This window comes from Bradyrhizobium sp. 17 (assembly GCF_023073515.1).
Classification (GTDB): Bacteria; Pseudomonadota; Alphaproteobacteria; order Rhizobiales; family Xanthobacteraceae; genus Bradyrhizobium; species Bradyrhizobium canariense_D.
The window spans coordinates 30,964-48,884 of sequence record NZ_JADPJQ010000127.1 but is presented as its reverse complement, the minus strand read 5'-3'; the positions used below and the strand labels follow the sequence as shown (position 1 = coordinate 48,884).

The 17,921-nt window shown below is 59.9% G+C and carries 10 protein-coding genes and 3 pseudogenes; 6 read left to right on the top strand and 7 right to left on the bottom strand.

The annotated features are described in order from the left end of the window. Window positions 1–207: 207 nt before the first annotated feature. From IVB13_RS34430 to IVB13_RS34425, 3 genes and pseudogenes are all read right to left on the bottom strand, one after another. Complete coding sequence (locus IVB13_RS34430; protein ID WP_018456542.1) at window positions 208–360, bottom strand: hypothetical protein; 153 nt, start codon at window positions 358–360, stop codon at window positions 208–210. A 436-nt stretch (window positions 361–796) separates the two neighbouring features. Further along, entirely contained in the window at window positions 797–922 is a 126-nt protein-coding gene (locus IVB13_RS40260; protein ID WP_256464742.1) for a hypothetical protein, read from the bottom strand. Next, a pseudogene (locus IVB13_RS34425) lies at window positions 894–998 on the bottom strand (DNA ligase); the annotation flags it as partial. The gene IVB13_RS40260 and the pseudogene IVB13_RS34425, both read right to left, overlap by 29 nt. A gap of 231 nt (window positions 999–1,229) precedes the next feature. Here IVB13_RS34425 and IVB13_RS34420 point away from each other — a divergent pair. From IVB13_RS34420 to IVB13_RS34410, 3 genes are all read left to right on the top strand, one after another. Continuing rightward, window positions 1,230–1,562: a hypothetical protein gene (locus IVB13_RS34420; protein WP_247491826.1), complete on the top strand. Its 333-nt coding sequence runs from the start codon at window positions 1,230–1,232 to the stop codon at window positions 1,560–1,562. 636 nt (window positions 1,563–2,198) lie between these two features. Continuing rightward, window positions 2,199–2,717: a hypothetical protein gene (locus IVB13_RS34415; RefSeq protein ID WP_247491824.1), complete on the top strand. Its 519-nt coding sequence runs from the start codon at window positions 2,199–2,201 to the stop codon at window positions 2,715–2,717. Window positions 2,718–2,724: 7 nt separating this feature from the next. Continuing rightward, on the top strand, window positions 2,725–5,289 hold the full coding sequence (locus IVB13_RS34410) for an EAL domain-containing protein (RefSeq protein ID WP_247491823.1): 2,565 nt from the start codon (window positions 2,725–2,727) through the stop codon (window positions 5,287–5,289). A 961-nt stretch (window positions 5,290–6,250) separates the two neighbouring features. Here the strand turns inward: IVB13_RS34410 and IVB13_RS34405 are convergent. The 3 genes and pseudogenes from IVB13_RS34405 to IVB13_RS34395 all read right to left on the bottom strand — a co-directional run. Then, complete coding sequence (locus IVB13_RS34405; protein WP_247385381.1) at window positions 6,251–6,598, bottom strand: hypothetical protein; 348 nt, start codon at window positions 6,596–6,598, stop codon at window positions 6,251–6,253. A gap of 89 nt (window positions 6,599–6,687) precedes the next feature. Then, a complete protein-coding gene (locus tag IVB13_RS34400; protein WP_247491811.1) occupies window positions 6,688–12,216 on the bottom strand; it encodes an ATP-binding sensor histidine kinase in 5,529 nt (1,842 codons plus the stop codon). Window positions 12,217–12,562: 346 nt separating this feature from the next. Beyond that, window positions 12,563–13,271, bottom strand: a pseudogene (locus tag IVB13_RS34395) (ABC transporter substrate-binding protein); the annotation flags it as partial. 287 nt (window positions 13,272–13,558) lie between these two features. On the opposite strand from IVB13_RS34395, the gene IVB13_RS34390 reads away from it, so the two are divergent. After that, window positions 13,559–14,413, top strand: coding sequence for an SDR family NAD(P)-dependent oxidoreductase (locus IVB13_RS34390; RefSeq protein WP_247491809.1), 855 nt, complete (start codon window positions 13,559–13,561; stop codon window positions 14,411–14,413). A gap of 865 nt (window positions 14,414–15,278) precedes the next feature. On the opposite strand, the pseudogene IVB13_RS34385 reads toward IVB13_RS34390, so the two are convergent. Further along, a pseudogene (locus tag IVB13_RS34385) lies at window positions 15,279–15,645 on the bottom strand (hypothetical protein). Window positions 15,646–15,978: 333 nt separating this feature from the next. Between IVB13_RS34385 and IVB13_RS34380 the strand changes: the two are divergent. After that, window positions 15,979–16,392, top strand: coding sequence for a cupin domain-containing protein (locus IVB13_RS34380; protein WP_247337913.1), 414 nt, complete (start codon window positions 15,979–15,981; stop codon window positions 16,390–16,392). A 579-nt stretch (window positions 16,393–16,971) separates the two neighbouring features. Beyond that, entirely contained in the window at window positions 16,972–17,886 is a 915-nt protein-coding gene (locus IVB13_RS34375; protein WP_247491798.1) for a hypothetical protein, read from the top strand. The last annotated feature ends 35 nt before the right edge of the window (window positions 17,887–17,921 follow it).

The window sequence follows — 17,921 nt, the reverse complement described above, 5'->3', positions numbered from 1 at the left end:
CCGTGCGGCGAACTATTCGACTTCAAGGCCGCGTTCAAGGCCGCCCGGAACGTGGACCCAACCATCCGCTACTAGGATTACCTGCGCGCCCGAAGGCGGCTATGCTGGATGGCCACCGAGGCGCAGCGGTAAGGCTGCCGTCAGGTTTTGCGCCTAATCACATACTAGCCGTCTTCTTCACCAAACCCCGTTGTACCCATTCACTTTTCAGACGAAGCCCCTCTTGATCAAATTGACTTGCCGTCCCGTCTTCGCAATGCGCTCGAGATCGAGGGCGTCAAGACTGTCGGCGAGGTCCGGAACATGGCCGATGCCGATCTGCTGAGCTTCCAGAACCTCGGCGCCGCCTCCGTTCGCCATCTGCGTCAACTATTCGGAGCTTCGCGAAGCGACCCACCTCGAAAAGGACGTAGCGGCGGCTGAGCCGGGAGCGGCGCGCGAGGCGAACGCCGGGCCGCTCTTGCAGTGTCCTCGCCGAGAAGGCTGCGGCAGCCCACGCGCATATTGGCGCCTGGCCCTCGGGTTGCATGGCGGCGAGGGCGTCGAGCTCGGCTCCCTTGTCCGGCGACGTCCGGGCGACGCGGTCAAGGTCAGGCCCGAGTGCCTTGGCGCGGGTCGCGCCGCGAGCGAGGGCTGTCCGAGATCGTTCGCTTTTTGCGGCGTATCGTCGAAAGGCTTTCGATTTCAAACACGAACTTGGGATTTAGATCGGCAGTCGCCACCCCTCTTTGTCTCCGAATGGATCGCTTTGTAAGCCGCCTTCCGTTCACGATCAGCTTCGCCCGCTGCTTGGGTGTCAGGTACCTTCGCCAAGATCATCCGCGCGCTGTTTCATCTCGGTCTTTGCCACCTCGAGGACGTGATCGGCGGCTTCCTTGACGCCGGTGATCGCATTCGAAGCCGTGGTCGACCGCGCCGGCATAGATGAACTCGTCGCCCTTCTGCCGGCCGACATAGATGCCGTCCCAGCGGCTGCCGTCCAGGGCGAACCCAGCGACCTTTCATGAACTCCTTCATCGGCATCTCCGAGGCCCAACGTCACCGTCCAACTTTCCGTCGGCGCGACCGTCAGCACCGTGGTCGCCGCGCATGCGCCCGTTGCTATCGTGGCCGCCAACAGGCATCGCGACATCTTTCTCCATGCCCGAACTCCTCGATCGCCATTGTGCCCCCGAAGGGGAAAGACCGGCAAATGTTCCGAGCATGGAACGTCGCCGCTCGCTGCGCAGTTGAAGAATCAGGAGCTGCTCATGAGCCTTAAACGACGGGTGGAAAATCTTGGACCCTACCAATCGCTATTTCTGTTGGCGGTGCCGACGGCGACCGTAGAGCCGTTGAAATTGGTCGCGGTCGCCGTTGCCGGGGAAGGTCACTGGATCGCCGGGACGGCGATGATCGCAACGTGCTATCTTCTCAGTCTGTTCGTGGTCGAACGGCTCTTCGTCATCGTCAAGCCAAAACTGCTCACCATCCCGTGGTTTGCCAAGCTTTGGACTGCAATCCTCGCGGTGCGCACATGGTTCGTCGCGGCGTTCCGAAGGATGCGTGCAAGGATGAGTTGAGTTGCCGCTTCGTCAGTGCATGTCGATCTCGAGGTGCCCCAAGGCGGCGTCGGTCCGGGCGATCCGCAGGAGCGGAACGCTACGGAGGTGATTTTCACGTCAACGATCCGCCCCGCAAACCATGACCGCGGGATCGCCAGGGTTGCCGGCGGCGGCGCCGACCGCAATGCTATCGATCTCTACGCCGGGCCTCGAGCTCATCGGTTTGCGCGCTAACCGTCCTGACGACAAGTTGCATCGCAGCCGGCACGCTCTCGTCTCAAAGCGGGCGCAGGCGCTCGATTTGGCCTATCGGGAGCCCGGGTTGGTCCAAATTGGCCGGGTACGAAGCTTCGAACGACTTCTGGCCGCGCTCTATTAAATTAAAATTAAGGACGCCTGGACCGTTCAGCCCAATTTCCAATACATCGTCCGCGGCCGTGCCACGCTTCCGGGGCCCGGGCCTGAGGAACTGCTCGGCTTCCGGTCTCAGGACCACCTTGGATTTTTGAGACGACGGGAAACTGCGCTAAGTTGAGCCTCGCTGCTGCTGAAGAGCTTGCAGTTGCAGCAAGCCATTAAGTCCCGGGATACCAAACGGCTTTACCCGTCGTTCGTCTCTCCCGCCTAAGTTCTGAAGGGGGCAGGACAATCTCGATGGATTTATTCGCGCGACTACGTGCCGCGTTCGCCGTGGGCGATACAACGGATCCGCTCGGTCGTTCGCTGGTCGTCGAGCAATTCCGGATTTTGCGAAAGCAGGTTCCAGTTCTCTACGCTGTGCTGCTGGTCGATAGTATCAGTGTAGCCCTGGTCCTCCCCCTAACTGTATCGGCCTGGCTCAGATTCGGCCTGCCAACCGCTCTCCTCGCACTGTGCCTGCTCCGGTTGGTTCAGTGGCTCCGCTTGAAAACGGTCGATGTCACGCCGGAGCAGGCGCACCGTGAGCTCAGGCGAACTCGCGTTGTCGCGGTGCTACTCAATGCGGGCTTTGTTGTCTGGATTCTGGCCCTGTTCGCGACCGTAGATCCCGATCTGCGCGCGCCTATCGCGTTGCTGGTCTTCATGGGGTGCATCGGCACGGCCTACTGCCTCGGCAGCTTTCCAGCGGCGTCCCTGCTGACCATGCTGATTGCCGGTACCCCAAATCGCGACCGTGCTGCTCGTTTCGGGTGACGGGATCATGATCTCGCTCGGGATCAATTTGATGTTGTTGCTCGTGCTGCTCGGCCGGATGATCAACACCAACTTTCGCTCGTTTGTCCAACTGATCCAAGCTCATAGCAGCCTGATCCAGGAAGGGGAGCGCGCAAGAGCCGCGGAGCAGACCGCGACCGCCGTGGCTGATCGGTTCGATCGGGCCCTTAACAACATGTCCCAGGGCCTATGCTTCTTCGACGATGATCAGCGTCTGATCGTCTGCAATCGGAAGTATCTGGAGATTTACGATCTGGATCCAGAAGCCGTGCGGCCGGGGATGAAGCTGAATGACATCGTCGATCTCAGGTACTCGGCCGGCAGCGCACCGAAGATCTCGAAGGAGGAGTATCTGGTCTGGCGCAATAGCGACCCGGTGATCGCCCAAAACTCAGATACGACCGTCGAGCTGACGAATGGACGGATTGTGCGCATCCGGCACCGCCCCATGGAGGGCAGAGGCTGGGTTGCCACGCACGAGGACATCACGGAGCGGCATCGAACCGAGATGGCTCTTGCCGAAGCGACGGCTGCATCCGAACAGGCCGAAGCTGCCGCCCGCGCCGCTCACTCCCATCTCACCGAGGCGCTCGAGGTCGTTCCTGAAGGCCTCGCCGTCTTTGACAAGGATGATCGACTGGTCCTTTGGAATAGCCAATACGCGGAATTCTATGCTGCCAGCCACGAAGCGCTTGCGGCGGGCGCACCGTTCGAAAGCATTCTCCGGGCTGGACTGGCGCGGCAGCAATATCCGGAGGCGATTGGCCGAGAGGATGAATGGCTCACTGAACGCTTGGCACACCATGCGCTACCGAGATACTCCCACGAGCAGCATTTGCCTGGCGACCGCTGGATCCGGGTGGAGGAACGGCGCACGGCTGATGGAGGCAGCATCGGGGTCCGGATCGATATCACCGACCTGAAGCGTCGGGAGGCCTCGTTCCGGCTCCTGTTCGAGGAGAATCCACTGCCCATGTGGGTGGTCGATACAGCAACCCGGCAATTGCTCGCGGTGAACGCAGCGATGTGCCGGCACTACGGCTATCGGCGCGAGGATCTACTTCTGATGTCCGAGCAGCAGCTGGAGTGCGGAGCATCCGATGACCTTGTGGACTTTGAACTGCACAGAACCGCTGGCGGAGATCTCATACAGGTCGCGATCGAGTCTCGTCCGCTCCAGTACGAGGGACGTTTAGCCCATGTTTGCGTGGCGTTCGACATTACCGAGCGCAACCGCGCCCAGGAGAGGATCAGCTATCTGGCCTCCCATGATGTTCTCACCGAGCTGCCCAATCGGACAGCCTTAAATCAGCACCTCTCGGCTGCGCTCGAGCGGGCCGAGGTCACCGGATCCGGCTTCGCCGTGCTGTGTATCGACCTCGATCACTTCAAGGAGATCAACGATCTATTCGGGCATGCGGTCGGAGATGCCGTGCTGCGCGAAGCCTCACGGCGCCTTCAGGAAGCCGCGCAAGGCTGCTACGTAGCGCGGGTGGGCGGCGACGAGTTCATCGGCATTACGGAAGAAGAGCCGATGTCGGGAAGCGCGGAACTCCTCGCGACCAAGATGCGGGCTGCATTCGAGGATCCGATCGTAGTCGATCGTCATGGTCTGAAGCTGGACCTCTGCGTCGGCGCGGCGCTGTTTCCCAGAGATGCGGATAACATCGTTTCTCTGCTCGCGAACGCGGATGCAGCGCTCTATCGCGCCAAGCACGAGGGCAGGGGCGCGATCCGGCTGTTCACGAGCGCGATGGACCAGCAGCTTCGGGAGCGCCGCGCGCTGGAGCATGACCTGCGGTTCGCCGTCGAACGCGGGGAGCTCTATTTGGATTATCAGCCTCAGCAGCACCGCGATGGGCACACTACCGGCTACGAGGCCCTCGTTCGCTGGCGGCATCCCGATCGCGGAATCATCCCTCCCGGAGAATTCATCCCAGTGGCGGAGCGGAGTGGCTCGATTGCCCAGATCGACGACTGGGTGCTGATGGAGGCCTGCCGTGAGGCGGCATCGTGGAACCAGCCCTTCAGGATCGCGGTCAACGTCTCGGCCGCGCAGTTCCGCAGGGAAAACCTCGATGCACAGGTCCGCAAGGCGCTGCGTGAAAGCGGGCTCGCGCCTGCGCGCCTGGAGGTCGAGATCACCGAAGGCGTCCTGATCGAGGACGTCTCGCGCGCCAAGAGGACGATGCAATCGCTCAAGAGCCTGGGCATCCTGATCGCGCTCGACGACTTCGGGACCGGGTATTCCTCGCTGTCCTATGTTGAGGCATTTCCTCTCGACAGGATCAAGGTCGACCGGTCCTTCGTCGCCTCCTTGGGACAGAGCGAGCGATCATTGGCCATCGTTCGCGCGATCATCGGGCTCGCCCATGGGCTGGGTGTGCCGGTCCTGGCGGAAGGGATCGAAACAAAGGACCAGATGTCATTGCTCATTAAGGAGGGCTGCGACGAGATGCAAGGCTACTTGATCGGACGCCCGCAACGATTTGCGGCCGAGAAAGCTCGTTCATGGCAGAACTCCAAGTCGCTCATTCTGTCGGCGTCATAGAACCTTGCGACGTCGCTGCGGAGCCTTATCGGGCGACAATCTCGGTGCCACTGCATTCGGTTTGCATCAGCGTGCCGGGATCGGCGCAGCGCTGCCCGACAGTGCAAACGTAAGGGCAGTTCAGCGGCCACCTACCGGATGACGGTGTGATCTGCCAGTCTGCGGTTCGGTTTCGACCGTTAGGCTTAGAATGGACACAGTGCCATACTGCCATCACGGAGCCGGTGCGGCGGCTTGAAGTCTTCACAGGAGACGCCGGATTGTCGCCGCAGCAGTTGTTTGGCTCGCGACGTCAGTCGCGAGAAGCAGCAGGCGGTCATTCCGAAGCTGCCCAAGTAAAGGTTGTGCCGGCCGTGCTGGTCGCAGGGTACCGACCCAAGTGCTTACCGGGAGCGCAAAGCGGCGCGCGGGCAGATAGCGGGATCATCGAGATTGAGGTCGACGGAATCACGATCCGAGCCGGGCGTGGAGCGGATAGGGCGATGATTTCGTCGATTGCCCAGGCGCTGAAGGCGAGCCGGTGATCGCTCCGTCAGGGGCGGTCCGGGTGACGATGGCGACCAAGCTGTGAGGCGGCGACCAGCGGTGCGCTGCGCTGACCTTTTGCAGGTCGGCCCGATTCAGGGAGACGGTAGTGAGAGATGTCGACGTCTGACGAGGCAGGTCACGCGGACATAAAGAAGGACGAAGGTGAGCGCCGTAGGGCATACAGCAGGGGCCAAGCCGGCGACCGCGGTTGGCATAGAACAGACATGGCCGGGGTTGAGTCTCACAAACCGAGTTGTTGGCTCCGTGCGGCCGATCTAAAGGAAATTGATGATTGAAATTTTCGGCCAGGCGTCCGTCCGCCGCGCGGCTTCGATCTTCGCCGACCAAGCGTCAATGAGATTGCCGAGTACCAATCGGCCGTTGCCACGGATATCCGGCCATTTCATAGTTGGCGTTCCGAGCGGCAGTGAAATCACTCCATGCCCGCGCAAAGCAGGGCCGTTGCCAGTCGTTGCGTTAGCATCGGCGTTGTCTCCACACCCAGCTCGGAGAGATACTCGCCGATCGAGGTCACAAAAATCCCAAATCCCCGCCGCGCAATGTCGGTCTGCCCGAAATAGACGCCATCAGGAAAGCGTCTGTCCTCGACAGTCCCAGCCATCGAATAGAGCGAGCGGAAGTGATCGGGGTTGTCGACCCAGTAGTCGATATAGGTCTCCATGACACGCCGCAGCCGCGCCTCGCTGTTGGAATGTCGCGCGCGGACGCGCTCGAGCCGATCCGCCATTTCCTCAAGATTCCGTTCTTTGACCGCCAGCAACAGAAGATCACAAAACTGCAAGAGTCATATCAAGATTCGTCAGTTCTGTAGGCACCCGCTCCGGTGATGGCCTGCTGCAGATGTTCAATTTACGCTGCCTCATTTGACTGCTCGGGCACCGTGAATTGAAAACTTGCGCCCTGCGGCTGGGCAGCGGTGGCCCAGAGTCCCCCTCCGTGCGCTTCAATGATGGTGCGGCAAATCGACAGACCCATGCCCAAGCCGCCAGGCTTTGTGGTGTTGAAGGCGTCAAAGATACGCTCCAGACCCTCTGAACTGAGACCTGGACCCGAATCCCGCACCACGACGAGCACGCCGGAGGGCTCTCCGGTATGAGTAGTGATCACCAATTCTCGCGCCCCCTCGCTGACCGCACTCAACGCTTCGACGGCGTTCATGATCAGGTTCATGATCACTTGTTGCAGCTGAACCCGATCCCCTCGAATAAGCGGCAAGTCGTCCGCGAGCTGCGACTTGACCGAAATGCCGTTCTTCACGATCTCGCCGCGGGTCAGGGTGATGACCTCGAGAATTGCAGCGTTAATGTCCACGTTTTCTTTCCGTAGAGGTGCTTTTTTGAAAAGGGCGCGCATCCGAGCGACGACGTCGCTGACGCGATTGCCGTTTGCAAAGATCCGGTTGAGGGCCTGCCGCGCTTTCTCCAAATCTGCCGGTTCTTTGCTCAGCCAGTGCAACGCAGCGGAAGTATTGTTGAGCGTTGCCCCGATCGGCTGGTTGACTTCATGGGCAATCGAAGCCGAGAGCTGCCCCAGTGTCGCGACTCGATTTGCGTGCACGAGCTCCATCTGCACCTCGCCGTAGCGCCGCTCGCTTTCGCGAATTTCCTGCTCTGCTCGCTTGCGCTCAGTTAAGTCTACCACGAAGGCCACGCCCTGGTCGGACCGCCCGCCGAACGTCGCTGCCCCGACCAGCACCGGTACGCGGCTGCCGCTTTTCCGGAAGTACTCCTTCTCGTAGGGTAGCGCCGTTCCGGTCGCCTCGAGCTCCGCCATTCGTCGGTCGTCGGCATCGCGCCATTCGGTGGGCGTCAGATCCCGCCAGCGCAGCCGACCGGAGACAACATCGTCGCGGCCGTATCCGGTGATGCGGAGAAACGCTTCGTTAGCATCGATGATCCGGCCGTCTATATCCCAGAAGAGGATGCCGATTATATTGGCATCCACTAGCCGTCGGATCCTCGCCTCCCGCTCGGCCAGCTCGCGGTACAGGTTAGCGTTCTCTATTGAGATAGCCGCCTGGGACGCGAGCAGCGTGAGCACCGCCATTCGAGTAGGAGTAAATGCGGCAGTCGTAAGCGTATTCTCCAAGTACAGCAGGCCAATCAACCTGGTCTGTTTCAGTATCGGCAGGCAGAGCACTGACCGTGAGCGATGGTCGCGAATATAGTCGTCCGCTGAAAACGGGTTCTGACTGGACGCATCGTGCAGGAGAACGCTTGTTTTTGTGCGAAGCACGTAGTGAAACACCGAGCTTGGTAGATCTGCGGTCGTGACGCGCGCCTGTTTCAGGACCACGGTGACGTTGTCACTGCTGGCTATAGCCTCTGCTTCGATTTGATATTTATCGGCTCGCGGAAGAATCAAGAGACCTCGATCGGCACCCGCGTGTTCGATTGCCGCACTCATGAGCGTATTGATTAGCTTCTCGAAAACGATCTCGCCTGACACCGCTTCCGAAACTCTGATTACGGTAGCCAAATCGAGTTGCTCGAAGGGTGTCACTATCGTCGCCGGGGAATCCTTGTCCACTTTGAGGTGCGGATACAGTTCCTCGAGTTGGCGAACCTTTCCGTCGGCTCCCCAGCGCAAGTAGCAGGCCCGCGCGGCCCGCAAATAGGTCGCAGCGATCTTCTCTTGACCGCGCTCTGCGTAGAAACGCCCGGCAATCTCGTTGGCAATGGCCTGGTTGTGCACGAACCCATGTTTGCGGGCCTCGCGGATCGCCTTGTCGTACAGCTCCTCAGCGTTCAGTACGCGGCCCTCCATGCGGGCGATCTCGGCACCGACCAAGGCAGCGCGGTTCTCGAAATTTTCCGCACAGCGCGCCGCCCATACTTCGAGTTGATTGCGGTGGGCCACAAGAGCCTCAAAATGTTCCTGTTTCTCGTCCGGCGATGCGGAATTCCATACTGCCGCGCGGCCGAGCGCACTATAGAAGCAATACTCAGCCGTTTCGAAATGTGATGGTGAGGTCCAAAGTAGCTGTTGCGCTCTCAATGACGCATCCATGGCGGAAGCATAATCCGCAGCGAAGATCCGTGCTTGTAACTTACGGACCCAATATCGAAACTCGAGTAGCTTCAAGACCGGATTACTCGCTAGGTGGCGCTCGAATCGAAGCTCATCGAAACCCTCGTGGTTGAAGGAGCCAAACGTCGGAGTCAGTCCGCTAAGCGTCCGAATAAATCCGAGCAGCATGGCGAGATTGTCAATGACGAAACCGAACCGAACCTTCTGCGCATACTCGAAACCCCTCTCGGCTTCCCGCTGCACCTCAGCAAGCGGGTCTCCCGCTGCCAAACAGTTGGTTATCAAGTGATTACAGCTATAACCCGCAAATGTGATGTCCCCTGTGCGATCAGCAGTAGCAAAGGCGCGACGTACCAGATCACGTCCCTCTAAGACATGTTTTGCCCATGGCATGACAATGTTACCAAAGGACATGTACGTTCGAGCTTGATAGCGCTTTAAGCCGCGCTTTTCTACCAGTTCATAGCCAAGCCGGCCGAAACGAAAACCGTCCTGATAGTTGCTGAAGCGAGGTCCAGCGATCTGGGCGAACCATGCATAAGCGAAGCATGACCCATCACTGTTGCCATACTCGAGGCTCAGATTCACCATTCGACAAACAACGAGCGAAGATAAGTTCTCCTCGATATGCATTGCCGGAAACTCGGCTAATATATCTAGAGTAGCGAGCAAGTCCGGATCGCTCATCAAAGGCAAGTCGACGAGTTCCTCGATTTGTCGACTTCCAAGCTGGGACCAGATTCGATCGTATTCGCGTTGTACTTCGATACGAGTCGGATGAAGTGACCAATCAATGCCTCCTCGCTGGAGGTATTCAAGGCATATCTCGAGGCCGCGATCGCTCTGGTCCAAAGTGGTATAAAGCGTGAGCCGCAAACGTGTGACGGCGGCGGTGTCGGGGCCGCGTCTGGCCCGACGCGCCAGCATCGAAAGTCGAGTTTCGGCTGCCACCTTACTCGCGGTCAGTAATTCGCACTCGGCTGTGAGACATTCGATGGCGAAGATGAGCTCGTAGTTGTAGTCCCAACTCTGCTCGGTCAAAAACGCTCGCCCAACGGCGAGATACGACAGCGCTGAAGTATACGCGGTTGATATCTTCGCGCGTCTACCTGCAATTAGATTCAATTCTGCGACCCGCTCACGCTCCTGATCTGACACTATGAGATGAGAGCCACGATTGAGCTGGTTTACGATGTCGAAGATCTTCTCTTCGATCTGCGTTGGCGGAGTGCCGACTGCGAGGAGGCGGCCGATTCGAATATGAGCTTCGGCGCGGGCCGTTTCAGGTATTAGTGAATAAGCCGCTTCCTGGACACGATCATGCAGAAAGCTATACGCGCTTTCGGAGTGGAGAACGAGCCCAACTCGGACCGCTTCCAGGAGATCTCGATGCACTACATCTTTCGAGCCTCCGTAAACCTTCGTAAGTAGTGCGAAATCCGCGCTGTTGCCTAGGCAGGCAAGCTGCTGCAATGCGTTCTGAGTTCGAACGGGCAGCCGAGTCAGCTTCCCGACCATGAGGTCCACCACGTTATCAGTGTAACCCTCTGCGCGAATGCGATTTACATCCCAAGACCATCGCGCGTTGCAGTGGTCAAAGAACAGTAACGCCTCCTCGGCAAGCGCATAAATAAACTGGTTGGCGAAGAATGGATTGCCAGCAGTCTTCTCGTGAACTAGTTGTGCCAACGATGTGGCGCGCTCCGGCTCGCAATGAAGGGAGTCCGCAATCAATTGTCCCAAGTGTTCACAGGCCAGGGGCGCGAGGGTGATCTCCTGCACTACCGCGCCAGCTTTGCGGATTGATTCGAGCCTGCGCGTCAGAGGATGGGCGGAGTCCACTTCGTTGTCTCGGTAGGCGCAGATCAACATCATGTACTGCAGGTCCTGCCGGCTCAGAAGATATTCGAGCAAATCGAGCGTTGCTGCATCGAGCCACTGCAAATCGTCGAGGAACAGCGTAAGCGGGTGCTCTGGCCGGGCGAATACGGCGATGAATCGCCCGAATACCAATTGGAATCGGCGTTGCGCATCCAATGGCGGAAGCACAGGAACCGGAGGCTGTTCTCCGATGATTAGTTTCAATTCCGGGACAAGATCGATGATAAGCTCCGCGTTTGGCCCCAACGCTTGGCGAAAGGCATCGCGCCAGATGCTCAGCTCCTCTTCCTCCTTGCCGAGAAGCGGGCGGACAAGGCTGCCGAAGGCCTGCGCGAAAGTGGTATACGGGATGTCGCGTTTGTATTGGTCGAACTTACCCGAGGCAAAAAGGCCGCGGGGCGGTACGAGCACCTTGTGCAGCTCATTGACGACAGAGGACTTGCCGATACCGGAATATCCGGAGACCAGCACCAACTCTGGTACACCGGTCTTGATGATGCGATCGAAGCAGGAAAGCAACGTGGCGATCTCACGATCTCGTCCGTACAGCTTTTCGGGGATGAGCAGCCGGTTCGGCGTGTCGAGCAGGCCGAGCGGAAAGTCATCGATACGGCGGAGCGCTTCCCATTCCGCCAGGCAGCGTCGCAGATCGCGCTCGACACCGCCGGCGGTTTGGTAACGATCCTCGGGAGTCTTGGCGAGCAGCTTCATAATGATCGCCGAGACGGGCGCTGGGACACCCTCTAGCCGTTCCCCTGGCGGCACTGGTTTTCTGGCAATATGGCAGTGCACCCATTCCATCGGATCAGCCGCCGTGAAGGGCAGAACGCCCGTGAGCATCTGGTACAGCGTGACGCCGAGGGCGTAGAGATCGCTGCGGGCGTCGATCGAGCGGTTCATCCGCCCGGTTTGTTCGGGTGCCATGTAGGCAAGCGTACCTGCGATGGTCTCGGGCGGCTCGGGCGCCTGCCGCTCGCGGGACAGGCGCGATGCGATGCCAAACCCAGTCAGCCGCACGTGTTGATCCGCGCAGTCCACTACAATATTAGCTGGCTTGATGTCTTTGTGGATGAGCCCGCGCTGATGAACCTTGTCCAGAGCAGAGGTAACAGCGATAGCAAGGCGCAAGAAGCGTCCTACCTCCATGGGCCCCCCGAGCAAACGATCGAGCGGCTCCCCGCCACCGAGATCATCGAGCACCAGTACGGTCCGACCGGCGTCGCGCATGAGGGCGAGCGGCCGCGCCGCCCATGCCCCGTCGAGTTCATCTTTCAGCTCGTATTCGTGCGTGAGGCGATCGAGTCTCGCCCGGGCCGGGTGGTCGGCGGCAGGCGCAACAAGTAGCACGGCGAGCCGGTTGCCGTTGTCGTCCAGTCGCCAGCCGCGACTGAACACGCGCTCGCCGTCCTCCCACAACACCTCAGAGCCGCCGTCCGAGTACGTGACGTTCAGCGACTGCTGCACCATCCGTCAAACTCCGCCGTGGGGGCTTCGGCTTGAAGTCGGCTGATCAAGCTCTTCGCGCGCGACACGCGCGGCCTCTCTCCGCCTCGAGAAATCGTACTCCATCACCAGAGAAATGCCAGCCTTCCCTTTGTCTTGCCGGGTAGGGCGGACGCAGATCCTTGTTCGTTTAGCACGATAACGAGCGATTTGCCCGGCGCGAGCTGGAACTCGGCGACCCGTTGCTGTACCGCGAGCGCCAGCTGACGCAGCTCACCGACCTTGGAAAGGAAGTCCTTCCGACCCGGCGTGCGCACTGGCCTCAGCAGAGGCGAGTGCGTCGCAGGGCCCCAGGAGTTCCAACGCAGCTGATCTCAGCCGCCTTCCTGATGGCTTGCGTCGTGAACTTTGGCGTGGCGATGTCAACGAATACGTCGGCATTGAGCGACTTCATCTTGACCGCGTGCGAGTCGATGGTCGGCTCGGCCACCTCATAGGCGTCTTCGGCAACGATCATCGACGCAGCCTTGGCGCCGAGGCCATCCTTCAGGCGCTTGAGGTAATCCTTGCCGTGGTCGTCGTTCTGGTAGAGAACGGCGACTTGGCGTTCGGCTTCTCCTTCAAAATATACCTCGCCTAGATCCGCGCCTCGTTTTGATAGTTGGGCGACTAACCTATAGTGCACGGGAAGTTCTGCGGATCGCTCCATTTGGTCGCGCCGGTCTGCACGAACAGTTGCGGCACCTTTTTCGCGTTCACGTATTCCTGTGTGGCGGTGTTGGACGGCGTGCCAAGCGAACCGAAGATGAGGAAAACCTCTTCGCTCTCAACCAGTCTGCGCGCCCGCTCGACCGCTTTTAGTGGACTGTAACCGTCGTCATAGGAAATGAAGTTGATTTTGCGGCCGTTGATGCCGCCTTCGCAGTTGATCTCGCGAAAGTAGGCGGCCTCGGTCTTGCCTGTAGTACCGTAAGCCGACGCCGCTGTAGAGGTGATGTTGCCGATCTTGATTTCGGTGTCGGTTGCGCCGGCATCGTATTTCTTCTGGCAAATACGCTGCCTCCGTTGGCAGCAAGCATTATAATGGCGGTCGAAAACGCCGCCAATCGTCGTGCGACGAAGGACGTCTCGCTTCTCCCTATGAACCAATGAATGTGTCTATGGTTATTGTGGAGCCAGCGCTTCCAAAAGCCGACCCTGACCCTCGTTATCCAGTGGTTTCCAATGTGCTAGTTTGAAACTCGCGACCGGTTATTTCTAGGCTTGGCGCGGGGCGCGGAACATTAGAACACGCCGCGTTCATTGTGCCACTCTGCGGCGCGGCCTGGCGGGTGAATTTGTTGAGTGAAAGCAAGGTGGAAAGCGCATGAGAGACTTGGCTGGACAGACCGCATTCGTGACAGGCGCTGCCTCGGGGATCGGACTGGGGATCGCGACCGCGCTGTCACAGGCCGGGGTGAAGGTTATGCTCTGCGATATCGAACAAGAGGCGTTGAAAAAAGCGGTCGCGGACCTGAAGACACGGACCGACGTCGATGTCGACGGCGTGAACGCCGACGTCTCGCTCAAAGGCGAACTTCAGGCGGCAGCGGACGCGACCGTCGCGCGGTACGGCAGAATCCACATATTGGTCAACAATGCGGGCGTGGGCGGCGGCGGCACCTATGGTGAGTGGACTGATGCAGGCTGGAACTGGGTCCTCGGCGTCAACCTGATGTCGGTGATCTGGGGCTTCGAGATTTTCGCTCCGCTGATCGAAGCGCACGGCGAAGGAGGACAGGTTGTTTCCACGGCCTCCGTCGCCGGGCTGATTGCGGGACCAAGTTTGGCGTACGATGTGAGCAAATATGGAGTGGTGGCGCTGTCCGAGGGGATGCGTGACGTGCTCGCGCCGAGGAAGATTGGGGTCTCCGTTCTGTGTCCGGGCGTCATCCGCACGCAGATCATGAACTCTCGGCGCAACGTGCCGCAGCGATTTGCTTTGGCTGTCGGCCCCCCTCCGCCAACAGAAGGACCCCGCGCCAACTTCATCAAGGCATTACAGGAACGGATCAACCACGGCATTGATCCGCTGTATGTGGGCGAACTGGTTCGCGAGGCCATCGAAAATGACTGGCCCTACATTTTCACGGATACCGAGCACGAATCGTTCATCGACGACCGCTTCGCAGCGATCAAGCAGGGCTTCGACCGTATACGCGGACGAACGCCGCGACACTAGCTCTCGCATCTGCTCACAGCCTGGTGGCCCCCTGCCGACCTGAGCGCGGAGCGCCGTGGAAGTCTGTTTCCGGAAGATGAGGCGACGAAGATCATGCTAGCTGTCGAGATCAACGGTGGATCCCGGGATTGTCTGACATGCCCACCCTAATGCTGCTTGATCCCGATCAAGTCAATCGAGCCGCGGCAGCGCCGATCTGTTGAAGGACGAATACTGCATTTAGGTCTCCTTGTGCTCGTGGCGGTGCCGCATGCGGGCGGCGGACGGTGGGACTTAGCGCCGATCGCCTGTTGATCCATGTCGGCGCCAATTAGATGGTCTGCCCATGCCGATGGCGCGTGCTACTACTTCGTGGATGGGCCAGCGGGGCTATCAGCCGCCTGCTTTGACTCGCCAGCGTTCCGTCGGCTCAAGGCGCTCCCTGAACTTGAGGTCCGCTGGGCTAATCTGAGCGCCGGACCCAAGGCGCTGACGAACCGAGAGGCGCACGAACTAGCCCTCGCTGAACGTGATCCTTGGCTGGATCAGTACAGCGATAACCCCAGTCAGCAGACCAGCTGGCACATCGGGCTCGGCGACCAGCTCTTCGGCGCCACGCCCGACCGGAGGGAGATCACGACCGCGACCCATTCCAAGGGGATTCTAGTCACGAACTGCTCAAGATTCGTCTGATACAATGGATTTCGGGCGAGTTAGCCGGCCACGGATCGCGCATTCCACGAGGAGAGACGGATGCGTTTCCCAGAACAGTTGGGAAAAATAGCCGCTCGGCAGACTGACGGTTGAGCGTAGTGTGACGGAATCGACAATCTGAGCGCCGCCCCCACGTTTATGATGCATGCGCCCTCGCGCGTTCACGGGCTTCTCAGCGACGCTGGCGACGTTCGCGTCGGCGCTTCGCTCGCTCTATCGGCTGCGGCAACGCAGGCACCGGCGCGCCAGCCGTTTCTGTTGGGTCCTCCTCAATCGCAGGGTCTTGGCTTCGGTGCGCCTCCATGCGTTCGAGCACGGCTCGCCCTTTGGCAGTGACCCTCTACGCGCCATTTTGACGCTCAACGAGGCCGTCCGAAAAGATGTTCAGTCCGGGCACGCGCGCGGCCAGTCGCTTGGTGCGCTCGGCCCACTCCGGCCGCTGGTGGCGAGGATCGCCACATGCGGTTGAGGTCCGCCACCACAGCGAACCTGTCCGGGTAGCTCACCAAGATCTTCAACACCGTCACCTGCAAGTTCAACCCGCACCTCGCCCGATCAAGGCCACGTGTGTCAGGGCTTTTCGGCCGGTCTCCCGCAGCTTGTCCGGTGTCGTTCGCCGGATCTTTGCGGCTTCGAGGATCTGGCAGACCAAACTGGGTGCCGCAGGGGATCCACAATCCCTGAAACGGAACTCTCCGCAGCCGCGAAGAGACGTTCACGTGCTCCCGGCCACTATAACGCGCGGCTATCGACTTCATGGCGTGACGTCATTTCCCATACGCCGCGCGCAATCTCATGCTGACGAGTGTGAGCGGCAACTTACGCCGCCACTCCGAGACCCGAGCAAAGGGTCCATAATCAGGAGGCTACAAATGGCAGTGAAGCAGCCGGTTCTTACGCCGTCCCACGGCGGTGAGACGGTGACGTCGAGCGGGGGCTCAACGCACGAGATCAAGGTGGAGAGCAGCCAGACTGGAGGCGAATATGGCACCGTCCTGTGGACGGTGCGGGCCGGGGAGGAGCCGCCGCTGCACACCCACTCGCACGAGGACGAGCTGCTCTTCGTTGTGGAGGGGCAGCTGATCGCGCGAGTCGGCGATGCCCGCATTGAGGTGGGGCAGGGCGCCTACGCGGCTCTTCCCCGCGGTGTGCCGCATACAATAGAGGTGGTCGGCGATCAGGCCATCCTGCTGCTCAGCTTCGTGCCGGGTGGGCTGGAGCGCTTCTTGGTCCCTCGCAAAGGCGAGCAGCTCGATCCGGCTGCTTTCGGCCTGACGTTCCCCTAGGGCGGGGACCGGCCGCGCGGAGCCCGCGGCCGTGCGCCCGCTCGGCCCGGCGACAGGCCGCGCGCGGCCCGCGCCGGCCGAGTGCGCCAGCGGTCTCCCGGTTCAAACCAACTAGCGCGCGGAGCTGTGAAATGCGCTAATGCGCCTGGTCGTCTGCAAGAATCTCGCTGGCCGAAGAGTACACACGGGGGACCGACAAGCCGGTCGCGCCGCTGGTGTCTTGCATATTCGTGGCAGCGTCGCCAAACACCTGAGAAAAAGCCGATAGCCGCCAATTGTCGGAATAGCAGAGGACGATGCAGTGGGACTGCGCCGGTTCGCATCGGCAACCGCGGAGCGGAGTTCAGGTGGCCTACCGGCATCATAACGCGGGGTTATCAACTTCATGGCGTGAGGTCATTTTTCATTCGTCGCGCGGAACTCCATGCTTGGCCGGAACCTTTCTTATCCATCGCACACCGGCTTAGCGTGTTGACACCCGGCTTTTGAAGCCATTCCAAATTAGCGGGACGGGAATCTCTTTGGATCGAGTGCTGTAATCCGCTAATCAATGCAGCCGAATAGGCTAGGGCCGACGGAATGCGCCAAACAATTGGACGTGTACGGCATTCGAGCGCGCTAATGGGCGCGTTCATTGTGCTGATTGGTCTCAGCGGATTTGCGCGCGCTGGCGGCCCCGCCAGCTCGGATGCAAGCTCATGGCGCGAGATCGAGACAAAATACATTTTCGGATTTACCACCGGCTCAGGTATCGGGATTGAAGGCGAAAAGGAGTTCACGACCGACACGATCGGCCGGTTTGGCAAGCGCGGCGGACGCTACAGTGCGACGGAGACGAAGTACGAGTTCGAGTTCACCCCGTCTCAATTCGTGCAAATCGAATTTGGGGCGCTTGGATCGACCCATGACATCCGGAATGCTACTGATCTCGACGACCGTCGCCAAGTTGCGTTCAGCGGCGGGTTTGGTGAATTCCGCTACCTTGCGCTTGAGCGGACGTCGAACAACCCGCTGTCGGTGACGCTTGCATTCGAACCGACGGTTCGGCTAGTCGATGAGACAAGTGGTGAGCGGGTTCACAACTACGAATTCGAGACCACTCTCAATGCCGACCTCGAGCTGGTCAGAAACCGGCTCTTCGCCGGCTTCAATCTCCTGTATGAGCCTGAATACACCCACACCCTGCTTGACGAGACCATCCGGGAAACGAAGCTCGGCGGCTCCGCCGCGCTGTCGTTCCGCCTCACGCCGAACGTCCTCATCGGAGCGGAAGTCTGGTATCTGCGTCATTATGACGACTTCGCGCTCTCGGCCTTTACGGGTGATGCCGTGATGCTCGGTCCGACGCTCTTCGTCCGGTTTACGCCAAAGATGTTCATGACAGCGGCGTGGAATACGCAAGTATGGGGTCGCGAAGTCAGCAGTCCATTCTCGCTCAATCTTGCCGAATTCCAGCGGAATCGCGCCAAACTCAAATTCGCGGTCGAGTTCTAATTCCCTCAAATCCAGGGCTCAGAATGTACGTTTTG

Excerpts from the sequence above, each read along its gene's own strand:
- IVB13_RS34430 (WP_018456542.1), bottom strand. The coding sequence starts at position 360 with ATGGCGAACGGAGGCGGCGCCGAGGTTCTGGAAGCTCAGCAGATCGGC.
- IVB13_RS40260 (WP_256464742.1), bottom strand. The coding sequence starts at position 922 with ATGCCGGCGCGGTCGACCACGGCTTCGAATGCGATCACCGGCGTCAAG.
- IVB13_RS34415 (WP_247491824.1), top strand. The coding sequence starts at position 2,199 with ATGGATTTATTCGCGCGACTACGTGCCGCGTTCGCCGTGGGCGATACA.
- IVB13_RS34410 (WP_247491823.1), top strand. The coding sequence starts at position 2,725 with ATGATCTCGCTCGGGATCAATTTGATGTTGTTGCTCGTGCTGCTCGGC.
- IVB13_RS34400 (WP_247491811.1), bottom strand. The coding sequence starts at position 12,216 with ATGGTGCAGCAGTCGCTGAACGTCACGTACTCGGACGGCGGCTCTGAG.
- IVB13_RS34390 (WP_247491809.1), top strand. The coding sequence starts at position 13,559 with ATGAGAGACTTGGCTGGACAGACCGCATTCGTGACAGGCGCTGCCTCG.
- IVB13_RS34380 (WP_247337913.1), top strand. The coding sequence starts at position 15,979 with ATGGCAGTGAAGCAGCCGGTTCTTACGCCGTCCCACGGCGGTGAGACG.
- IVB13_RS34375 (WP_247491798.1), top strand. The coding sequence starts at position 16,972 with ATGCGCCAAACAATTGGACGTGTACGGCATTCGAGCGCGCTAATGGGC.